Origin of the sequence: Streptomyces sp. AN091965, assembly GCF_022698285.1 — a bacterium.
In the GTDB taxonomy this organism is placed as follows: Bacteria; Actinomycetota; Actinomycetes; order Streptomycetales; family Streptomycetaceae; genus Streptomyces.
In genome coordinates, this window is sequence record NZ_JALDMY010000001.1 from 1726522 (window position 1) to 1744627 (window position 18106).

The window sequence follows — 18106 nt, forward strand, 5'->3', positions numbered from 1 at the left end:
GAACGTAACAGGCTTGAAAACGTCCCGAAAGACCTTGCGGGGATTTTCTGCAAGAGATGACGATCGTTACCGCCGCGTGTCCTGCCGGTTGCGGTCCGGACACGGCCGGCACCTCGGCGCTTGCGGCGCCTTCGGTGCTTGCTGTGCCGACTGTGCCTCCTGCGGGTTTCGCAAGCTTGCGCAAGCAGTGGGCAAGGAGCGCCCCTTTGGGTACAGTCCCGTGCATGACCGCGCGGCTCGTCGACATCGCAGCTCAGGCGGGGGTCAGCGAAGCCACCGTCAGCCGTGTGCTCAACGGCAAGCCCGGCGTCGCCACGGCCACCCGCGAAGCCGTCCTCGCCGCGCTCGACGTGCTCGGCTACGAACGGCCCGTACGGCTGCGCCGCCGCGGCAGCGCGGGCCTGGTCGGTCTGATCACGCCCGAGCTCGACAACCCGATCTTCCCCGCGCTCGCCCAGGTCATCGGGCAGGCCCTGACCCGCCAGGGCTACACGCCGGTGCTCGCCACCCAGACCCCGGGCGGCTCCACGGAGGACGAGCTCACCGAGATGCTGGTGGACCGCGGCGTCGCCGGGATCATCTTCGTCTCCGGGCTGCACGCCGACACCACCGCGGACACCCGGCGGTACGCGGCGCTGGCCGCCAAGGGCATCCCGCACGTCCTGGTCAACGGCTTCTCCCCCGAGGTCGACGCGCCCTTCGTGTCGACGGACGACCGGGCGGCGGCGCGGCTCGCCGTGCGGCACCTGGCCTCGCTCGGCCACACCCGCGTCGGCCTCGCGGTCGGCCCCCGGCGGTTCGTGCCCGTCGTCCGCAAGATCGAGGGCTTCCGCCTCGGCATGCGCGAGCGCTTCGGCCTCACCGCCGAGCAGTCCGACGCCCTCGTCGAGCACTCCCTCTACACCCTGGAGGGCGGTCAGGCCGCGGCGACCGCGCTGATCGCGCGCGGCTGCACGGGCATCGTCTGCGCCAGCGACATGATGGCGCTCGGCGCGGTCCGCGCCGCCCGGCAGCAGGGCCTGGAGGTGCCCCGCGACATCTCGGTGGTCGGCTTCGACGACTCCCCGCTCATCGCGTTCACCGACCCGCCGCTGACCACGGTCCGCCAGCCCGTGCAGGCCATGGGCCAGGCGGCGGTGCGCACCCTCCTGGAGGAGGTCGGCGGCACGCCCGCGCCGCACAGCGAGTTCGTCTTCATGCCGGAGCTCGTGGTGCGCGGCTCCACGGCGTCGGGCCGGCCAGACGGCGGCCCACCGCCCCGTACACCTTCGTGACCGGGGGCAGAGCCGCACGTCGTCGAGCCGGTGCGGGGTGCCGCGCGGCACTTCTCGGCGGCGCGGAGCACTGCGGTGGCTCGGTCGACCTGCCCGAACCACAGCAGGTGGCCGACGAGTTCGGCCGCGTGCCGGGTGCTGACGCGGCCCGCGAGCGCCCCGGCGGTGAGCGCGGGCTGACGCCGAGGACTTCGGCCAGCTCGGCGTGGGCGGCGTGCGGGCCGAGGACCGCGAGCGCCCAGGCGGCGTTCCGCGTCCCGGTATCGCTGCGGTACAGGCACATCGTCACGGCTTGCTCGAAGGCCTCGCCGGGCACCAGGTCCACGGGTCCGCCCGCGCCGCTCCCGGTGACAGGACCGCGGCCGTCCTCGATCAGCGCCCGGGTGAGCAAGGGGTTTCCACCGCCGATGCGGTGCAGCTCCGCGAGCAGCGGGCGCGTCCCCCACCACCGCTGCCCGTGACCGCCGCACGCGGCGGCCAGCTCGGCCACTCCCCGCCGGGTCAGCGGGCCGAGCCTGATTTGGCGGCATCCCGCGACGCGCAGCAGATCCACCTGGCAGCGCGCCGCCCCGGATCCCGTATGGCCGGAAAGGCCACTTCCACTTTCTCCGGCAGCATCAGAATGCGACTCGCATACCTGGCGCGACGCTCCCGCGGCGGGACTTGCAGCTGAACACACCCGGTCCTGCGGCCCCGCGCTCGCCGCCTTCGGCCCGGACCTTTGCCATGAAAGGGATTGCGGCGGACTTCCGGCGGGCGCCGCCGACGCCCCGGCGGTGACCGATGGCCGTCGCCCGTGGGCGCTCGCCACTCCGGGAGCCGACGTACCCTACTTGCATGGACGCGCAAGGACAGTCGTGGGACGCGGCGGCCGCGGACCGGGCCGTGGCCGTGCTCAAGGCCGTGGCCGACCCCTCCCGTTACCGCCTGCTGTGGGCGCTCAGCCAGCAGGAGCTGCCGGTCAGCGCGCTCGCGGAGCTGATCGGCGCGCACGTGGCCGCGACCTCCCAGCACCTGGCGAAGCTGCGGGCGGCCGGGCTCGTGGTGCCGCGCCGCGAGGGCACCCGGATCTACTACCGGGCCGCGGACGTGCGCGGCCTCCTCGAAGAGGCGGCCCTGGTGGCTCGGCCCGCCACCGCGCGGGCCGAGCCGGGCACCCCGGAGGGCGCCCCTGCCGAGCGGGCCGTCGCGCACGCGCCCGCCGAGGCGCCGCGGGCCCGGGTGGGCCGGGCCGCGCGCCGCCGCCCGGCGACCGGGCACTGACCTCCCGTCAGGACGCCGCCGCCCGCTGCCCCTCGACGCCGAGGACGGCGAGCAGGGCCCGGGTGGCGGGGCTGGGGTTGAACCGGCTCCACACCAGGTACTCCACGCGCCGCGGCCCGTCGACCACCGGGACGAGGGCGAGCCCGGGGTCCGCGGCGACCGGCGTCCGGATGAACGCCGACGGCAGCAGCGCGACCCCGAGCCCGCGCGCGATGAGGCCGGTCATCAGGGCGACCTGGGCCTCGTACGCCACGTCACGGACCAGGCCCGCCGCCGCGAACGCCTGATCGGACTGGGCCCGGGCGGGCGACCCGGCCGCGAAGTCCACGAACGTCTCCCCCGCGATCTCCCGCAGCGTGACCCGGTCGGCGCCCGCGAGGCGGTGCCCGGCGGGCACGACGAGCACGTGCTCGTCGTGGTCGAGGACGAGGGACTCCACGCCGGAGGGCAGATCGCCCTCCGGCAGGCCGAGGAAGGCGATGTCCAGGTCGCCGTCGCGGACCGCGGCCGTCAGCGCGTCGCTGCGGCCGCCCCGCAGGAAGACCCGGACGTCCGGGTGCCGGGCGCGGTAGCGCTGGAGCAGTTCGGCCACGTCGACGGCCGCCGTGGTCACGATCACGCCGACGGCGAGCCGCCCGCGCACCACGCCTGAGGCGGCCGCGGCGTCGGCGGCCGCGCGCTCGGCGGCGGCCAGGGCCTCGCGCGCGCCGACGAGGAACGCCTCCCCGGCGCCGGTCAGTTCGGTGCGGCGGCTGGACCGGGCGAACAGCCTCACCCCCAGCTCCCGTTCCAGGCTCGCGATCCGGTGGCTGAGGGAAGACTGCACCACGGAGCAACGCTCCGCGGCGCGCGTGAAGTTACGGGTTTCGGCGACGGCGACGACGTACCGCATCTGCTGGAGATCCACGCGATCATGGTCCTTGTTCATAGCTGCGATGACAACCATGCTTTGGAACCATGACGGGGTGCGGCCGAGACTCCTCGTATGCCGAGCATGCCGACACCGACCGAGCGGTCACCGGCCCCTTCGCGGGCCCCTTCGGCGCCACGAGTGGCGACCGTCGCGCTGACCGCACTCGCTCCCGCCTCCTGGGGCACCACGTACGCGGTGACCACGGAGCTGCTGCCGTCCGGGCAGCCGCTGTTCGCCGGGCTCGTGCGCGCCCTGCCCGCGGGGCTGCTCGCCCTCGCGCTCACCCGGGTCCTGCCGCGCGGGGACTGGTGGTGGAAGGCGGCCGTCGTGGGTGCGCTCAACATCGGCGCGCTGTTCCCCCTGTTGTTCCTGGCGGCCGAGCGGCTCCCCGGCGGGGTGGCGGCCACCCTCGGCGCCACCCAGCCGCTGCTGGTCGCCGGTCTTTCCATCGTGGTGCTCCGCGACCGGCCGACGGCCTGGCAGTGGGCCTGGGGCGGGCTCGGTGTGCTCGGTGTCGGGCTCGTCGTGCTCGGCCCGCAGGCCCGCCTGGACGCCGTCGGCGTCCTGGCCGCCCTCGGCGGTACGGCGGGCATGGCGGGCGGGATCGTCCTCACCAAGCGCTGGGGCCGCCCCGCGGGGGTCGGCCCACTGGCCCTCGCGGGCTGGCAACTGAGCGCGGGCGGGCTGCTGTTGCTCCCGCTCACGCTCCTGGTGGAGGGGGTGCCGCACGGGATCGACGGCGCCGCCGTGAGCGGCTATCTGTGGCTCGGCGGCATGGGCGGGATCGTCTCGTTCACGCTGTGGTTCCGGGGCATCGGCAAGCTGCCGGTCGGCGCGTCGGCGCCACTGGTGCTGCTTTCGCCGCTGGTCGCCACCGTCGTCGGCCTCGCGCTCGGCGAGTCCCTGAACCTGCCGCAGGGCCTCGGCTTCGTCCTCGCCCTCGCGGCCCTGCTGGCCACCCAGCTCACGCCCCCACGGCTGCGGCACCACAGCGGCCCACCCGGCATCCACGTACGAGAAGACCTGACGCAAGGAGAGCGGACGCGATGAACACCTCGGTGAGGACGGCCACGGCGGAGACGCCGGAGGAAGGAAGAGCGGGCATGACGATCGCCGTGCTGGGCGCCACCGGGATGGTGGGCAGCCGGGTGATCGCCGAGGCCGGAGCCCGCGGGCACCGCGTGCTCGCCCTGTCCCGGCGGCCCGCGGGCGACGCACCGCACGTGACGCCGGTCGGAGTCGACGCCCGCGACCCCGAGGCCCTGCACGCGGCCCTCGCGGGCTCCGGCGCGGACGTGGTCGTGGTGAGCCTGCGGACCCTGCCGGTCGACCAGGAGTTCCTGGTCGGGGCCACCCGGACGGTCCTCGACAGCGCCGCGCGGCTCGGCGTGCGCGTCCTCGTGGTCGGGGGCGCGGGGGCGCTGCGCAGCCCGGGCTCGGCGGATCTGCTGGTCGCCGACGATCCGGCGTACGTGCCCGCGGCGGTGACGGCCGTCGCCGCCGCCGGGGTGGCCCAGCTGCGGACCTGCCAGGACCACGCCGGGGGCGACTGGGTCTATCTGAGCCCGCCGGCGCTGCTCGAACCCGGGGACCGCACGGGCCGCTACCGGCGCGGCACCGACACCCTGCTCACCGGCGCCGACGGCCGCTCGTGGATCAGCGCGGAGGACCTGGCGGTCGCCGTGGTCGACGAGCTGGAGTCACCCGGCCCGGAGCGCCACATCACGGTCGCGGCGTAGCAACGCCCCAAAGGGGCGCGGGGCCTGTCGATCAGCGGCTCCGCCGCGCGGGCGCGACCGGCCACGACGCGGCCCGCGGGCCACCGGCGGCAGGTCCCGGCACACCCCGGCCCCGCGCTCACCGGCCCCGCGCCGCGTCGTCGAGCCGGTACTCCTCGCTGCCCGCGGCATAGGCGTACAGCTCCGCGTACCGGCCCCAGTCGGTGGCCGTCTCCAGCTGCCGCTCGACCTGCTCGCTCGTGAAGTGGTGGGCGAGCAGGTCGCGGAAGTACCCGGCGCGAGCGGTGCCCTCCGGGTTCCCGGACAGGCTGTTGGTGATCAGCTTCACCAGCGGGACCTCCAGGGCGGCGCGGGCGAACAGCGGCTTGGACGTCCGCACGTCGGCCCCGGCGAACGCGGCGCCCTCCTCGGTCAGGACGAGGTCGTCGCCGCTCACGTGGGCGAAGCCGAGCAGGTCGAGCGCGTCGACCTGCGGCAGCAGGTCGTCGACGTCCAGGCCGAGGTCGTCGGCGAGGTCGGCGAGGTCGCAGCTCCCGCCCCGGTGGGCGACCGTCTCGGCGAGGCCGGACAGGCCGTCGACGGTGGCCGGGGGCAGCGGGGTGGTGGCGACGGTGCGCCGCTCCGGCTCCGCCGCCTCCGTGCGGCCCGGGAGGCGGGATTCGCGGGGGCGGCCGGTCATGACCCGGTAGACGCGGTCGATCAGCTCCTCGAAGGCGGGCGCGGTGCGGTCGCGCGGACGCTCCAGGCCGACCTCGATGGTCTCGCGTACGGTGCCGTAGGGGCGCGAGCCCAGGACGACCACGCGGTCGGCCATGAGGACGGCCTCCTCGATGTTGTGGGTCACCAGGACCACGGCCCGGGTCGGGAACTGGCCGGACTCCCACAGCTCCATCAGCTCGCCGCGCAGGTTCTCGGCGGTGAGCACGTCCAGCGCGGAGAACGGCTCGTCCATCATCAGGACGTCCGGCTCGACGACGAGGGCGCGGGCGAAGCCGACGCGCTGGCGCATGCCGCCGGACAGCTCCTTGGGGTACGCCGACTCGAAGCCGTCCAGGCCGATCAGGTCGATGGCCTGCACGGCGGCGCGGGCCCGCTCGGCGGCGGGCACGCCGCGCGCCTCCAGGCCGAGTTCCACGTTCTGCTGCACCGTCAGCCACGGGAGCAGCGCGAAGGTCTGGAAGACCATGGCCGTGCCCGGGTTGGCGCCGGTCAGCGGCTCGCCGCGGTAGGCGACGGAGCCGGAGCTCGCCGGGATGAGCCCGGCGAGACAGCGCAGCAGCGTGGACTTGCCGGAGCCGGACTTGCCGAGCAGGGCGACGATCTCGCCCGCGCGGACCGTCAGGTCGACGCCCGCGAGCACGGGCAGTTCGCCGTCGGCGCCCGCGTAGGACTTGGTGAGCCCGGCGGCTTCGAGCAGGACGTCGCCGTCGGCGGCGCGCGGGGGCCGGGCGGCGGGGCGGGCGGTCGGGGTGCGCAGGGCGCGGAGGGCCTTGAGTGCCATGAGGGAGGCTCCAGTTCTCCAGGCGGGCGGGGAAGTTCGGGGGGGCCGGTCGGCGGTCAGAGGGAGTAGCGCCTCTCGGCGATGCGGTAGAGGCGGCGCCACAGCAGCCGGTTGAGCCCCACCACGTACAGGCTCATCACGGCGACGCCCGCGATCAGCCGGGGGAAGTCGCCGTCGGCGGTGGCCCGGGCGATGTACGCGCCGAGGCCGGTGGCGGTCAGGGTGGTGGTGCCGAAGGTGACGACCTCGGAGACGATCGAGGCGTTCCAGGCGCCGCCGGACGCGGTGATGCCGCCGGTGACGTACGCCGGGAAGACACCGGGGAGGATCAGCCGCCGCCAGCGCTGCCGCCCTCGTACGCCGAGGTCGTCCATGGCCTCGCGCAGGTCGCTCGGGATCGACATGGTACCGGCGATGGTGTTGAAGAGGATGTACCACTGGGCGCCGAGCGCCATCAGGAGGATGCCTCCGACGTCGAGGGACAGGCCCGTCCGCAGGAAGAACCAGACGGCGAGCGGGAACAGGAAGTTGGCGGGGAAGGACGCCAGGACCTGGACGACGGGCTGGGCGATCCGGGTCAGGCGCGGCGAGAAGCCGATCCACACGCCGACGGGCACCCAGACGACGGTGGCGACGGCGACCAGCACGACGACACGGGCGAACGTGACGAGGCCGAGCAGGAGCGGCTCGCCGAACACGCCGAGTCCGGTGCGGTCGTGCAGATAGCCGCCGAGGTCGGCCAGGCCCCAGGCGACGAGGCCGCCCGCGACGAGCGCGAAGGCGATGTCGCCGGTGCGCCGCCGCGCCGGGTCGAAGGACAGCGGCCGGTCGTCGGTGCCGAGGACGCGCGCGGCCCGGCCCAGGGCGCGGCCCACCGGGCGCAGCAGGGAGCCGAGCAGCCGCGGCCAGTGGGAGCGGCGCAGGAAGTCGAGCACGGCCGAGCGCTGCACCTCGCTCGCCTCGGACTGCTCGTTCCTGAACCTCTCCGCCCAGGCGGTCAGGGGCCGCCAGAACAGGAAGTTCACACCGATGACCATGACCGCCATGGTGAGGACGGCCCAGCCGACCTTGCCGAGGTCGCCGTCGGCGACGGCCGCCCCGGCGTAGGAGCCGACACCCGGCAGCGCGTACTCCTTGGAGTTGACGCTGATGGCCTCCGACGCGACGAGGAAGAACCAGCCGCCGCCGAAGCTCATCATGCCGTTCCAGACCAGGCCGATCATCCCGGCCGGGACCTCGACCTTCCAGAACCGCATCCACCGGGTGAAGCGGAACGACCGGGACAGCTCGTCGAGTTCCCGGGGCAGCGAGGTGAGGGACTGGTAGAAGCCGAACGTCATGTTCCAGGCCTGCGAGGTGAAGATCGCGAAGATCGACGCGCACTCCAGGCCGAGCATCGAGCCCGGGAACAGCGCGAGGAACCCGGTCACCGCGACCGTCAGGAAGCCGAGCACGGGCACGGACTGGAGGATGTCGAGGGCCGGGATCAGGATCCGTTCGAGGCGGCGGCTCTTGGCCGCCGCGTAGGCGTACGCGAAGGTGAAGACGATCGAGGCCGCGAGCGCGGCGAACATGCGCAGGAGCGAGCGCGCCGCGTCGTACGGCAGCCGCGCGGGATCGGTGTCCACCTTCACCGACTGCTCGGTCGAGAAGCGGACGGTGGTGCCGTGCCCGACCTGGAGCACGAGGGAGATGAGCACCAGGACGGCCGCGGCGACCACCACGTCCACCCACGTCATGCGGGACACGCGCCCCGCGAACCGGCTGGCGAGCGGGGCGCGGGGAGCGCCGTCGCTGGTCCGGAACGACATCACAAGAACCTCCGACCACACTGTGGGCACAGCGGACCCCGGGCCGCGACCGCGGAACGCGGCGGGCCGTGCGGGGTCACAGGGCGATGCCCGGTGTGCGTAAGTGAATTGACTAGCGGGATCAGAAGCCGCCGTCGAGGCAGCGGCCGCTACTGGGAGGGTCTGCGCCCATGGCTGCCTCCTTCGGTGATGTGCCGGGCAGGGGCCGTGGGGGGCCAGGGGAAGTGTGCGCTTCTTTGCGTCGATACGCAAATAAGCAGGTGGAGGGCCAGACGTGCCGCTGGAAACCTTCTGTGCATAGTTGCGCAACCATGCAACTATGGGGTGTCCCGTACGACCGCGCCACCGGGAGGTGCCGCCATGCAGGCCCTGACCACGTTCGACTTCGCTCTCCGCCTGACCACCGGCGTCGGCTGCGGCGCCCTCATCGGGGTGGAGCGCCAATGGCGCGCCCGCATGGCGGGCCTGCGCACCAACGCGCTCGTCGCCGCGGGAGCCACCCTCTTCGTGCTCTACAGCGAGGCGATGGCCGACCCCACGAGCCCCACCCGGGTCGCGTCGTACGTCGTTTCCGGCGTCGGCTTCCTCGGCGGCGGCGTCATCATGCGCGAGGGCGCCTCCATCAGCGGCCTCAACACGGCGGCCACGCTGTGGTGTTCGGCGGCGGTGGGCGTCCTCGCCGCCTCCGGGCGGCTCGCGCTCGCGCTGCTCGGCGCGTTCGCGGTGATCGGCGTCCACCTGGCCCTGCGGCCCACCAGCCGCCTCATCGACCGGGCCCCGCGGGCGAGCGCCGACACCACCACGCGGGTCACCTTCCACGTCACCTGCGAGCGCCGCGCCGAGGCACACGTCCGGGCCCTGCTCATCCAGCTCCTGAGCAGCGCGGATCCGCGCCTGGCCGGGCTGCGCATCCGGCGCGGCGAGGGCGGCGGGACCACCGCGCTCGAAGCCGCCGTCACCCTCGACGGCGCCCCCGGCGCGGACATGGAGCTGCTCGTGACCCGGCTCTCCCTGGAGCCCGGCGTCCGCGATCTGCACTGGCACCTGGCCGACCAGGACGACGCGGCACACACCGAGCGGTCGGCGGCCTGAGCCTCAGCACCCCAAGGCCCTCAGCCCCTCACGCCGCGCCGAGGCGCCGCGCGACTTCGCCGAGCCCTTCCTTCAGGGCGGCGAGCTGGCCAGGGGTGAGCACGTCGATGAGGTGCCCCCGGACCACGTCGACATGGCCCGGCGCCGCGGCCTCAAGCCGGCGGCGGCCCTCGTCGGTGAGGACCGCGTACACGCCGCGCACGTCGTCGGCGCAGGAGCGGCGGCGCACCAGACCCGCCTTCTCCAGCTGGGTGACCTGATAGGTCAGCCCGCTCTTGCTCGTGACGACCACCGCGGCGAGTTCGGTCATGCGCAGCGCGCCGCCCTCGGCGGCGGAGAGCCGCACGAGCACCTCGTACTGGAGGTGGGACAGCCCGGACTCGTCCTTGAGCTGCTCCTCGATGCGCCGGTTGAGCAGCGCTCCCGCGGTCAGGAAGGCCTGCCAGGCGGCCATTTCGTCGTCGTCGAGCCAGTGGGTCTTGGGCATGGCCCCAGCGTACGCCTGTTGTTCAAATTCGAACCATCGACTACGGTCGAGAGGTGGTTCAAATTTGAACCCACTGCCGCATCGCAAGGAGCCGACCATGACCACCGCAGCCCCGGAGCGCATGCCGTCCCTCTTCCTGAGCCACGGCGCCCCCACCCTCGCCGAGGACCCCGTCTGGCCGGGCGAGCTGGCCCGCTGGGGCGCCGAGCTGCCGCGCCCGACGGCGATCCTGATGGTCTCCGCGCACTGGGAGGAGGCCCCGCTCGCCCTCGGCGCCACCACCGCCGTGCCGCTCGTCTACGACTTCTGGGGCTTCCCCGAGCACTACTACGGCGTCCAGTACGCCGCCCCCGGGGCCCCCGAGCTCGCCGAGCAGGTCCGCAAGCTGCTGCGCGGCCCGGGCACACCGGTGCAGGACCTGCCGGACCGCGGCCTCGACCACGGCGCGTACGTACCGCTGCGGGAGATGTACCCCGACGCCGACGTGCCCGTGCTCCAGGTGAGCCTGCCGACCCTGGACCCGCGGCAGCTGATGGAGATCGGGCGCAAGCTCGCGCCGCTGCGCGACGAGGGCGTCCTGATCGTCGGCAGCGGGCACTTCACGCACAACCTCCGGGCCATCAACCCCGGCAACGACGTGCCCGCCGTCCTGGCCGAGTTCGACGACTGGGGCCGGCGCACCCTGGCGGCCGGGGACGTGGACGCGCTCCTGGACTTCGCGCACAAGGCCCCGGGTGCCCGTTACGCCCACCCCCGCGAGGAGCACTTCGTCCCGCTCGCGGTCACGCTCGGCACCGCCGTGGACGACCTGCGCACGCAGCGCAGCGTCATCGAGGGCACCTGGCTCGGCCTCTCCAAGCGCTCGGTCCAGTTCGACTGAGCACCCAGGGCACCGGACCGCGTGTGCCGAGCGACCGGCGGGTCTCGACGTCCGCCGTGCGCGGGCTCGTCCCGCACGTACGGGTGACTGCGTCAGACGGCGTACGCATACCGGGGTGTAACGATCGCCGCGGGGGACACCCGTCCCCCGACACCGGCACCGCCGGGGCGCGGAGCCCAGGTCAGCCGGTGGACCGCTCCCGTCCCCCCGCTCCCTCCCGCACGCGGGGCGACGGTCGAGGCGGACGGGCCGCACGCGCGAGGCAGGGGCGTGCGGCCACTCCGTGTGCTCCTGCCCTCCCGCAGGGTGACGCGCGGGAGTACGCTGGCGCCAGTCCGTGGAGCGTCCGTCACCGTCAGCGCGGCGACGGCTCTCCGGCGACCTCTCGGGCCTGGAGCGAGGCCCCCACGCCAGCGGCTGTGTCCAGCGGGACTCTGCACCCGCTTCTTCGGCACCGCGCGAGGGGTCGCACGCGAAGGCCCTCCCCCCATCGCCGCCTCCCCCTCGAGGTGCTCGGCATCCAGGACTCCTCATGCGCGGCTACTTCGCCGACGACCTCCTCGTCATGATGCCCGCGGGCGGCTTCGCGGGCGTCCGCCTGTTCGGCGAGGTCGTCAGCGCCCACCGAGGGCCGCTGGCCGTCGCCCTCACCGAACAGAGCAAGGACTCGCAGGAGATCACCCTCGACCTCACCGGCGTCCGCTACTTCGCCAACAGCGCCCTGGAGATCCTCGTGGCCCTCGGCCGCCATCTCCGCCCGCCCCAGTGCCTGGTCATCCGCGCCGCCCCCGAACTGGGCCTGCGGGACCGGCTCGCCGCACGCGGCTGGGACGGGATCGAGACACTGCGGCTCGTCGACGCCTGACCGCACGGCCGGAGGCCCTCACCGCCGCGGGAGGCGGTGAGGTCCGCCCGGTCGGCGCCCGCGCCGCGGCCCGCGGACGGTGGTGCTACGCCCCGCCGCCGCGGTCGTCGTCGCGGTGGGCGTCGTCCTGGGCCTCGGGGTTCGGGGTGAGCGCGTCACCGGCCTCGCCGTCCTTGGCGCGGTCCCGTTCCTCCCCGGGGTCACGCGTGGCCGCTTCCTCGGCCTCCTCGAAGACCTCTTCGGCGGCCGTCTCCGCGGGCTGCCCGGACGGGTGCCGGTGGTCGTGGTGGTGGTGCGTCATGGCGGTCCTCCCTGAGGTGGCGCGAGGGGCCGGTCGCCCCTTCGGCGGCGTACGTCTCCTGTGTCAGCGCACGTCCGTGATGACGAAGCCGCTGCGGGGCCGGGTCGGCACCCGGCGCAGCGGGATCCGCAGGTCCTGGTCGGGGACGCGGTGGTCGAGCCGGGCGAGCCGGGGCAGCAGGGTGCCGAGCACCGCGAGGGTCACGTCCTCCCCCGGGCAGCGGTGGCCGGTGGCGGCCTCCCCGCCGCCCTGCGGGACGAGTTCGTCGCGGCCGGGCTCGCGGCCCGTGAACCGCTCGGGGTCGAAGGTGTACGGCGCCTGCCACAGGTCCGGATCGTGGTTCTGCCCGTAGAGGTCGAGCAGGACCAGGGTGCCCTCGGCGATCGGCTCGCCGTGCCACTGAACGTCCCGCGGGGCGAGCCCGGCGACGAAGGGCGCGAACGGGTAGAAGCGCCGCACTTCGTGGGCGAAGGCCCGGGCGTACTCGTCGCCTCCCTTGGCGAGCGGCACGCGCAGCTCCGGATTCCGGTGCAGGGCGTGGGCGCCGAACACGGTGTACCAGGTGACGGCGACGGTGGGGCGGATGACGTTGAGGAGTTCCACCGCGGCCGTGCGCGGGTCGAGCAGCTCGCCGTCGGCGTCGCGGTGCGTCGCGACGGCGTGCAGCGCGGACGGCCGCCGCCCGGGGTCCTCCCCGGCACAGAGCCCTCCGGAGGTCGCCGCCCGGGTGGCCTCGACCAGCCGGGCGAGGCGCGCCTCCTGGCGCCGCCGGGCGCGCCGGGCCCGCAGGTGGCGCGGCCCCGCGGTGGCGAATCCGTCGACCATCGCCACCAGGTCCGCCGCGGTCCGCCGGGGCTCGTCGTCCCACGGCGCCCCCAGGGGGATGCCCGCCCAGGCGCACACGGCCCGGGTGATGAGCACGCTGACCTCGTCGAACAGCGTGACCTCGGAGCCGCGTGCCCACTCCTCGCGCGCACGCTCCCACTCCTCGGCCACCTGGCCCGCGAGGGCGGTCACGCCCGGCGCGTCCTTCAGGAGCGACACGAACAGGGCCTTGCGCGCCCGGTGGTCCGCCCCGTCGAGGGTGTGCACGGCGCCCTCCCCGAAGAGCGTGCTGAGCACCGGTTCGGGCAGGGCGGAGCGCCGCCGCACATGGTCCTCGTCGTAGAAGAATCCGACGGCGGCCGGTCCCCGCAGCGCGACGGCCGGCTTGCCGAGCAGCCGTGTGCGCACCGGGCCCGGGCCCCGGCGGCGGCTCAGGTCGGGCAGCCACGCGTAGCCCTGGACGAGCAGCGGCAGAGTGTGGTCGAACAACGGAACCTCCTGGCAGTTCGTGTCCGGCGAAGGGGGCGCGGCCCGTCCCGCTCCACCCTCCGCCGGACGGGACACCGCCACCACCGGAGCGGGCGTACGCCACCCGGTCCGGCTGCGCGATCGGAGTGCACGGGTGCCCGGCACGGTCACGGTGAATCAGGGACGGCCGATCGGCCGCGGCCCGATCGGGCGCACCCGCGCGTGTCGGACGTCCGGCGTCCGCTCGTCGCGACCGGGCACGGCATCGTCGGAGTGCTCGCGCCCGTGAGCCCCCGGCCGGGAGGCGGCGCCGGGGCCGGTGGGCCGAGAGAGGGAGCGAGTCTGGTGCGTGGCGGCGGTGCGAGGGTCCTGGCGGGGGTGCTGCTCTGCACGCTGACGGCCTGTGGCTCGCTGACCGAGCGCGAGGCCGCGGCGGGCGCCGCCGCGGCCCGGTTCGGGACGAGCCTGCGGACCTCGGACGCGGTGCGCGGCTGCGCGGCCCTCGCGCCCGGGACCCGCGACGAACTGGAGCGGTCCGCGGAACAGCCGTGCGTGCGGGCGCTGCCACAGGCGGGACTTCCGCCGCCGGGCCCGGTGCGCTCCGTCGAGGTGTACGGCGGTCAGGCGCGGGTCGTGACCCGGCGCGACACGCTCTTCCTCTCCTCGTTCCCGGGCGGCTGGAAGGTCACGGCCGCGGGCTGCGTGCCCCGGTCCGGGAAGCCGTATCGGTGTCTGGTCAAGGGCGGTTGACGCGTGCGGACGTTGTTCACGCTGTATCTGGTGGTGGTGCTCGGCGGGCTCGCCTACTGCACGGTGCTGGGGTTGACGCAACGGTGAAGCGAGTGCTGCGGTTTCTGCGTCACAACGGCCTGACCCTGGCGTTCGGGGCCGGGTTCCTCCTCGCCCTCGGGGGGCAGGCGGTCGCCGGGCACGCCGAGTTCAACAACCGTCTCGTCGCCGAGGAACTGCACCCGGTGGGCCTCGGCGGCTATCTGCTCACCTCCGACTTCGCGGTGGACGTGACGGAGAACTGGCAGTCCGAATACCTCCAGTTCTTCCTCTACATCTTCGGCACGGTGTGGCTGCTCCAGCGCGGCTCGCCCGAGTCCAAGGAACTGGACAAGGCGGGCCCGGAGACGGACCGGGAGCAGAAGGTCGGCCGGTACGCGAAGGCCGACTCGCCGCGCCTGGCGTCCGTCGGCGGCATCCGCCAGGCCTGGTACTCCCGGTCCCTGGGCATCGTGATGTGCTCGCTGTTCCTGCTCTCCTGGCTGGCGCAGTCCGTCACGGGGGTGGCCGCGTACAACGAGGAGCACCTGCGGGAGCTCCAGGCCCCGATCAGCTGGTCCGCGTATCTGACGGCCGCCGACTTCTGGGACCGCACCCTGCAGAACTGGCAGTCGGAGCTGCTCGCCGTGGGATCGATGGCGATCTTCTCCGTCTATCTGCGCCAGCGCGGCTCACCAGAGTCCAAGCCGGTGGGTTCGGCCCACACCTCGACCGGTGTCGAGGGCTAGCCCTGGTGCCGCCAGCCCCGGTCCGTGCGGACCAGTTCCGTGAAGCCCAGGTCCTTCATGAGGGCGAGGGCCTCGGCGTCGTCGGCGGACTCGTAGGCCAGGAGACGGTCGGCTCCGGCCAGGCGCAGCCACCGGGCGGCCTCCCCGAGGAGCCGGGCGGGCAGGGCCTCGACGCCGTGGCCGGGCTCGGTGTGGAAGTTGCCGATGTCGGCGAGGGAGCCGTTGCGGGCCTGGCGCTCGGGGCGGCCGAGGGCGGTGTCGACCTCGATGAAGCCGAGGTCGCGGCCGTCCAGGTGCGCGGTGAGGCGGGTGCCGCACTCGCCGAGGGTGCGGCGGACGGTCAGGCCGTCCACCGGGGCCGGGGGCGTCGGCAGGTCGGGCACCGCGGCGATGAGGACGACCTCCGTGTGCCCGGTGTGCCGGAACCCGGCGCGCTCGTAGACGGCGCGGACGTGCGGCCAGGTCCGGGGCAGGCCGTACACGGCGGGCGCGGGCAGGGCGCCGTCGGCCTCCCGCACGCGCACGCCCCAGCGGGCCAGTTGGGCCAGGCAGGCGCTCATCAGCAGATCGGCGGCCGTGTCCGCGTCGGGCCAGAACGACGCGGCCGGGCGCGCCACGAACCAGTCGACGACACCCGAGTCCCGGTAGTCCGGGCCGACCTCGGCGTCGGCGCGGTAGCGCAGCAGGTGCGCGGCGGCCACGACGTACGAGCGCTGTTCGGCGACGAGCGTCACGCGCTCGGCGACCCAGGGGTCGACGATGAACTCGTCGGGCCTGCGCGCCAACTGGCCGAGGACGGTGTTCACGGAGACGGAGACGCCGGGGACGACGGCGGCGACATGGGCGTTCACCAGCTCCGTGAGCTGGTCGCGGTCGTCGCGGTGGAAGGGGCGTACCTGAAGCGCGGGCATGCGCGGACCTCACTGTGCGGGCCGGTCGGGGCCGTGGTGGTCGAGGAGGCCGCCATGCGATGCGGTACGCCCCCGATCATACGACGGACTCCCGCGCGGATGCCACGGGATCCGGCACCGCCTTCAGGGCCAGGTCGTTGTGGGACGTCAGATACGGGCGCAGCTCCAGGGCGCCGTCGGCGGCGGGCCGCGCGCTCGGGAAGACGTCGGTGCGGCGCCGCTCGATGACGTCGCCGCGCAGCCGCGCGAGCCGGATGACGTCGCCCTGCTCGTCGTACGGTTCGAGGCCCAGGTCCCAGATCGCCTCGCCGCCGGGGTGCTGCCCGGCCGGGTCCGTCAGCGGGACCCGGGCGGTGAAGCAGCCCGCCTCGTCGACCGTGCAGCGGGTCTCGAACGAGGCGTCGCCGCCGCGCAGCCGGGCCCTGAGGCGGTAGTGGTGGCCGCGTGCCGCCGCGCCGTGCACCGTGCCGGTGAGGGTGATCGCGTCCGGGTCCACGGCGAGCGACTCCAGTTCGGCGTGGGCCGCCCTGCTCCAGGTGCGCAGGGAGAGGTTGCCGTCCTGGGTGCGGTACGGCACGGCGGTGGCGAAGCCCGCGCCGGAGGGGTGCGGGGGCACGGTGGGCGCGAGCAGCCTGGCGGTCTCCACGAGCCCCGCCCGCGCCCGCCGGACGCGGCCCTTGCGCCCCTGCTGGAGGTGGACGTTCCAGTAGCCCTCGGCCATGGGGCGGCCGCTGCGGTGGAGCAGGAGCTTGACGTACGGCTCGGTCTCGTCGGCGGTGACCCGGAACGGCAGGCGTACCGTGTCGTCCTCGGTGCCCGCGCGCGGCCTGAGCACCAACTGCCATTCCCCGTGGGTGAGTTCCGCCACGGGCACGCGGAAGTAGAGGGAGCCGTCGGGGGCCACGCGGCAGCCGACGGCGACGGGCGGCAGCGCCTTGCCGAGCCAGGCGGCCACGCCGAGGCGCTCGGCGAGCGCGCCCACGCGCTGGCGGGGCGTGCGGGACACGGCCGTGCGCGCGGCGCGGATCCGGGAGCGGCGGGAGGCCGCCACGCCGGGCCGCAGCTCGTCGATCAGCGCCTCGTACTGGGCGGCCGTGTGGTCCGGCAGGAAGCGGCGGGCCGAGCGGATCGCGGCCTGGGCCATGCGGAAGCGCTCGGCGTCGTTCTCGATGAGGCGGCACAGCGCGTCGGCGATGCCCTCCTCGACGGCGGCGTCCGGGCCGTCCGCCGGGACCAGCAGTCCGTCCTCGCCGTGCGTGATGATCTCGCGCGGCCCGAAGTCGCAGTCCGTGCTGACCACCGGCACGCCCAGGCGCATGGCCTCCACGATCGTCATGCCGAACGACTCGGTGGAGCTGGAGACGGCCGCGACGGCGCCCTTGGCCCACTCGGTGTCGATGGACGTGCGCGCGTCCATCAGGAACACGTGGTCGTGCAGGCCGAGTTCGTGGATGCGGTGGCGCAGCTTCTCCTTCTCGCGGCCCTGTCCGTAGATCCGCAGGGTCCAGTCCGGGTGCTGGGCCGCGACCTTGGCGAACGCGCCGATCAGGCGGTCGTAGCGCTTGACGGGCACCAGGCGGCCCGCCGCGACGACCGTCCTGGTGTCGCCGGAGGAGGCCTCGGCCTCGGGGGCGGGGATGCAGTTCGGGATGTGGGTGAGCCGCGTGGGGACGTCGGGCAGGGCCGCGCGGTAGGCGCGCTCGTCGCCGTGCGAGACGGTCACGAACGCGTCGAGGCGCGCGATCGCGGCGTCCTGGTCACGGCGCAGGCCCGCGCGGTGGAAGTCGTGGGTGACGTGCTCCTGGCCGATGCGCAGCTGGTCCGCGCGGCCGTGCTCGGCGAGGAGGCACACCAGGTAGGGGCGGGTCGCGATGACGACGTCCGCGTCGGAGCGGCGCAGGTGCTCGGCGAGCCGCGTCTCGCCGAGCCTGCTGGGCGGCGTCTTGCCCTTGTACATCAGGTCGTGCGGGCACGCGGTGCCGGACGCGCGCTGGGCCGGGTCGCGGCCGTCGTAGTGCCGGGAGCCCGGGCGCAGGTCGACCAGGGGGCGCAGGGCGACGCCGGGCCCGAAGGGCAGGCTCGGGGTGTCGGCGGTGCGGTAGTACGAGACGACCTCGACCTCGTGGCGCTCGGCGAGCGCGGTGGCGAGGTTCGCCGTCGCGCGGATGGTGCCGCCGATGCCGTACGCGTTGTAGAGCAGGAAGGTGATCTTCATGAGGGGGTGTCCCGTGGGCTTCGTTTCGAGGGGGGTGGCGTAGG

General features: G+C 74.4%; 18 protein-coding genes. 9 read left to right on the forward strand and 9 right to left on the reverse strand.

Annotated features, from left to right (window positions below):
- Window positions 1-224: 224 nt before the first annotated feature.
- The gene (locus MQV74_RS06700) at window positions 225-1274 is read left to right on the forward strand and encodes a LacI family DNA-binding transcriptional regulator (RefSeq protein WP_242715108.1); all 1050 of its coding nucleotides are present in this window, start codon (window positions 225-227) and stop codon (window positions 1272-1274) included.
- On the opposite strand, the gene MQV74_RS06705 is transcribed toward MQV74_RS06700, so the two are convergent.
- A complete protein-coding gene (locus MQV74_RS06705) occupies window positions 1195-1764 on the reverse strand; it encodes a hypothetical protein (protein WP_242715109.1) in 570 nt (189 codons plus the stop codon). The genes MQV74_RS06700 and MQV74_RS06705 overlap by 80 nt on opposite strands.
- A 347-nt stretch (window positions 1765-2111) precedes the next feature.
- On the opposite strand from MQV74_RS06705, the gene MQV74_RS06710 reads away from it, so the two are divergent.
- Entirely contained in the window at window positions 2112-2537 is a 426-nt protein-coding gene (locus tag MQV74_RS06710; RefSeq protein ID WP_242715110.1) for an ArsR/SmtB family transcription factor, read from the forward strand.
- A 7-nt stretch (window positions 2538-2544) separates the two neighbouring features.
- On the opposite strand, the gene MQV74_RS06715 is transcribed toward MQV74_RS06710, so the two are convergent.
- Complete coding sequence (locus tag MQV74_RS06715; protein WP_242715111.1) at window positions 2545-3444, reverse strand: LysR family transcriptional regulator; 900 nt, start codon at window positions 3442-3444, stop codon at window positions 2545-2547.
- Window positions 3445-3531: 87 nt separating this feature from the next.
- Between MQV74_RS06715 and MQV74_RS06720 the strand changes: the two genes are divergently transcribed.
- Together MQV74_RS06720 and MQV74_RS06725 are read left to right on the forward strand one after the other, a co-directional pair.
- A complete protein-coding gene (locus MQV74_RS06720; RefSeq protein ID WP_242715112.1) occupies window positions 3532-4500 on the forward strand; it encodes an EamA family transporter in 969 nt (322 codons plus the stop codon).
- Between the two features lie 53 nt (window positions 4501-4553).
- The gene (locus MQV74_RS06725) at window positions 4554-5189 is read left to right on the forward strand and encodes an NAD(P)-dependent oxidoreductase (RefSeq protein ID WP_242715113.1); all 636 of its coding nucleotides are present in this window, start codon (window positions 4554-4556) and stop codon (window positions 5187-5189) included.
- 118 nt (window positions 5190-5307) lie between these two features.
- On the opposite strand, the gene MQV74_RS06730 is transcribed toward MQV74_RS06725, so the two are convergent.
- Window positions 5308-6690, reverse strand: coding sequence for an ABC transporter ATP-binding protein (locus tag MQV74_RS06730; protein WP_242715114.1), 1383 nt, complete (start codon window positions 6688-6690; stop codon window positions 5308-5310).
- Between the two features lie 56 nt (window positions 6691-6746).
- Window positions 6747-8501 carry an ABC transporter permease gene (locus tag MQV74_RS06735; protein WP_242715115.1) on the reverse strand — a complete coding sequence of 585 codons (1755 nt, stop codon included), beginning with the start codon at window positions 8499-8501 and terminating at the stop codon, window positions 6747-6749.
- A gap of 360 nt (window positions 8502-8861) precedes the next feature.
- Between MQV74_RS06735 and MQV74_RS06740 the strand changes: the two genes are divergently transcribed.
- A complete protein-coding gene (locus MQV74_RS06740) occupies window positions 8862-9593 on the forward strand; it encodes an MgtC/SapB family protein (protein WP_242715116.1) in 732 nt (243 codons plus the stop codon).
- A 28-nt stretch (window positions 9594-9621) separates the two neighbouring features.
- On the opposite strand, the gene MQV74_RS06745 is transcribed toward MQV74_RS06740, so the two are convergent.
- Window positions 9622-10080, reverse strand: a complete 459-nt coding sequence (locus MQV74_RS06745) for a MarR family winged helix-turn-helix transcriptional regulator (RefSeq protein WP_242715117.1) — start codon at window positions 10078-10080, stop codon at window positions 9622-9624.
- 97 nt (window positions 10081-10177) lie between these two features.
- On the opposite strand from MQV74_RS06745, the gene MQV74_RS06750 reads away from it, so the two are divergent.
- Window positions 10178-10960 carry a dioxygenase family protein gene (locus MQV74_RS06750; protein WP_242715118.1) on the forward strand — a complete coding sequence of 261 codons (783 nt, stop codon included), beginning with the start codon at window positions 10178-10180 and terminating at the stop codon, window positions 10958-10960.
- Window positions 10961-11492: 532 nt separating this feature from the next.
- Window positions 11493-11825, forward strand: coding sequence for a hypothetical protein (locus MQV74_RS06755; protein WP_242715119.1), 333 nt, complete (start codon window positions 11493-11495; stop codon window positions 11823-11825).
- A gap of 85 nt (window positions 11826-11910) precedes the next feature.
- Here MQV74_RS06755 and MQV74_RS06760 read toward each other — a convergent pair whose 3' ends face one another.
- Complete coding sequence (locus tag MQV74_RS06760) at window positions 11911-12126, reverse strand: hypothetical protein (protein ID WP_242715120.1); 216 nt, start codon at window positions 12124-12126, stop codon at window positions 11911-11913.
- Window positions 12127-12189: 63 nt separating this feature from the next.
- The gene (locus tag MQV74_RS06765) at window positions 12190-13440 is read right to left on the reverse strand and encodes a cytochrome P450 (RefSeq protein WP_242715121.1); all 1251 of its coding nucleotides are present in this window, start codon (window positions 13438-13440) and stop codon (window positions 12190-12192) included.
- 324 nt (window positions 13441-13764) lie between these two features.
- On the opposite strand from MQV74_RS06765, the gene MQV74_RS06770 reads away from it, so the two are divergent.
- Together MQV74_RS06770 and MQV74_RS06775 are read left to right on the forward strand one after the other, a co-directional pair.
- Window positions 13765-14169: a hypothetical protein gene (locus MQV74_RS06770; protein WP_242715122.1), complete on the forward strand. Its 405-nt coding sequence runs from the start codon at window positions 13765-13767 to the stop codon at window positions 14167-14169.
- Window positions 14170-14252: 83 nt separating this feature from the next.
- Window positions 14253-14936 carry a DUF6766 family protein gene (locus tag MQV74_RS06775; protein ID WP_242715123.1) on the forward strand — a complete coding sequence of 228 codons (684 nt, stop codon included), beginning with the start codon at window positions 14253-14255 and terminating at the stop codon, window positions 14934-14936.
- On the opposite strand, the gene MQV74_RS06780 is transcribed toward MQV74_RS06775, so the two are convergent.
- Both MQV74_RS06780 and MQV74_RS06785 read right to left on the reverse strand, forming a co-directional pair.
- Window positions 14933-15847 (reverse strand): N-acetyltransferase, encoded by a 915-nt coding sequence (locus MQV74_RS06780; RefSeq protein WP_242715124.1) that lies wholly within the window; start codon window positions 15845-15847, stop codon window positions 14933-14935. The genes MQV74_RS06775 and MQV74_RS06780 overlap by 4 nt on opposite strands.
- A 76-nt stretch (window positions 15848-15923) precedes the next feature.
- On the reverse strand, window positions 15924-18062 hold the full coding sequence (locus MQV74_RS06785) for a glycosyltransferase family 4 protein (RefSeq protein ID WP_242715125.1): 2139 nt from the start codon (window positions 18060-18062) through the stop codon (window positions 15924-15926).
- Between the last annotated feature and the right edge of the window lie 44 nt (window positions 18063-18106).

Excerpts from the sequence above, each read along its gene's own strand:
- MQV74_RS06710 (WP_242715110.1), top strand. The coding sequence starts at position 2,112 with ATGGACGCGCAAGGACAGTCGTGGGACGCGGCGGCCGCGGACCGGGCC.
- MQV74_RS06785 (WP_242715125.1), bottom strand. The coding sequence starts at position 18,062 with ATGAAGATCACCTTCCTGCTCTACAACGCGTACGGCATCGGCGGCACC.
- MQV74_RS06760 (WP_242715120.1), bottom strand. The coding sequence starts at position 12,126 with ATGACGCACCACCACCACGACCACCGGCACCCGTCCGGGCAGCCCGCG.
- MQV74_RS06740 (WP_242715116.1), top strand. The coding sequence starts at position 8,862 with ATGCAGGCCCTGACCACGTTCGACTTCGCTCTCCGCCTGACCACCGGC.
- MQV74_RS06735 (WP_242715115.1), bottom strand. The coding sequence starts at position 8,501 with ATGTCGTTCCGGACCAGCGACGGCGCTCCCCGCGCCCCGCTCGCCAGC.
- MQV74_RS06720 (WP_242715112.1), top strand. The coding sequence starts at position 3,532 with ATGCCGACACCGACCGAGCGGTCACCGGCCCCTTCGCGGGCCCCTTCG.
- MQV74_RS06745 (WP_242715117.1), bottom strand. The coding sequence starts at position 10,080 with ATGCCCAAGACCCACTGGCTCGACGACGACGAAATGGCCGCCTGGCAG.
- MQV74_RS06755 (WP_242715119.1), top strand. The coding sequence starts at position 11,493 with ATGCGCGGCTACTTCGCCGACGACCTCCTCGTCATGATGCCCGCGGGC.
- MQV74_RS06730 (WP_242715114.1), bottom strand. The coding sequence starts at position 6,690 with ATGGCACTCAAGGCCCTCCGCGCCCTGCGCACCCCGACCGCCCGCCCC.
- MQV74_RS06780 (WP_242715124.1), bottom strand. The coding sequence starts at position 15,847 with ATGCCCGCGCTTCAGGTACGCCCCTTCCACCGCGACGACCGCGACCAG.
- MQV74_RS06750 (WP_242715118.1), top strand. The coding sequence starts at position 10,178 with ATGACCACCGCAGCCCCGGAGCGCATGCCGTCCCTCTTCCTGAGCCAC.
- MQV74_RS06725 (WP_242715113.1), top strand. The coding sequence starts at position 4,554 with ATGACGATCGCCGTGCTGGGCGCCACCGGGATGGTGGGCAGCCGGGTG.
- MQV74_RS06700 (WP_242715108.1), top strand. The coding sequence starts at position 225 with ATGACCGCGCGGCTCGTCGACATCGCAGCTCAGGCGGGGGTCAGCGAA.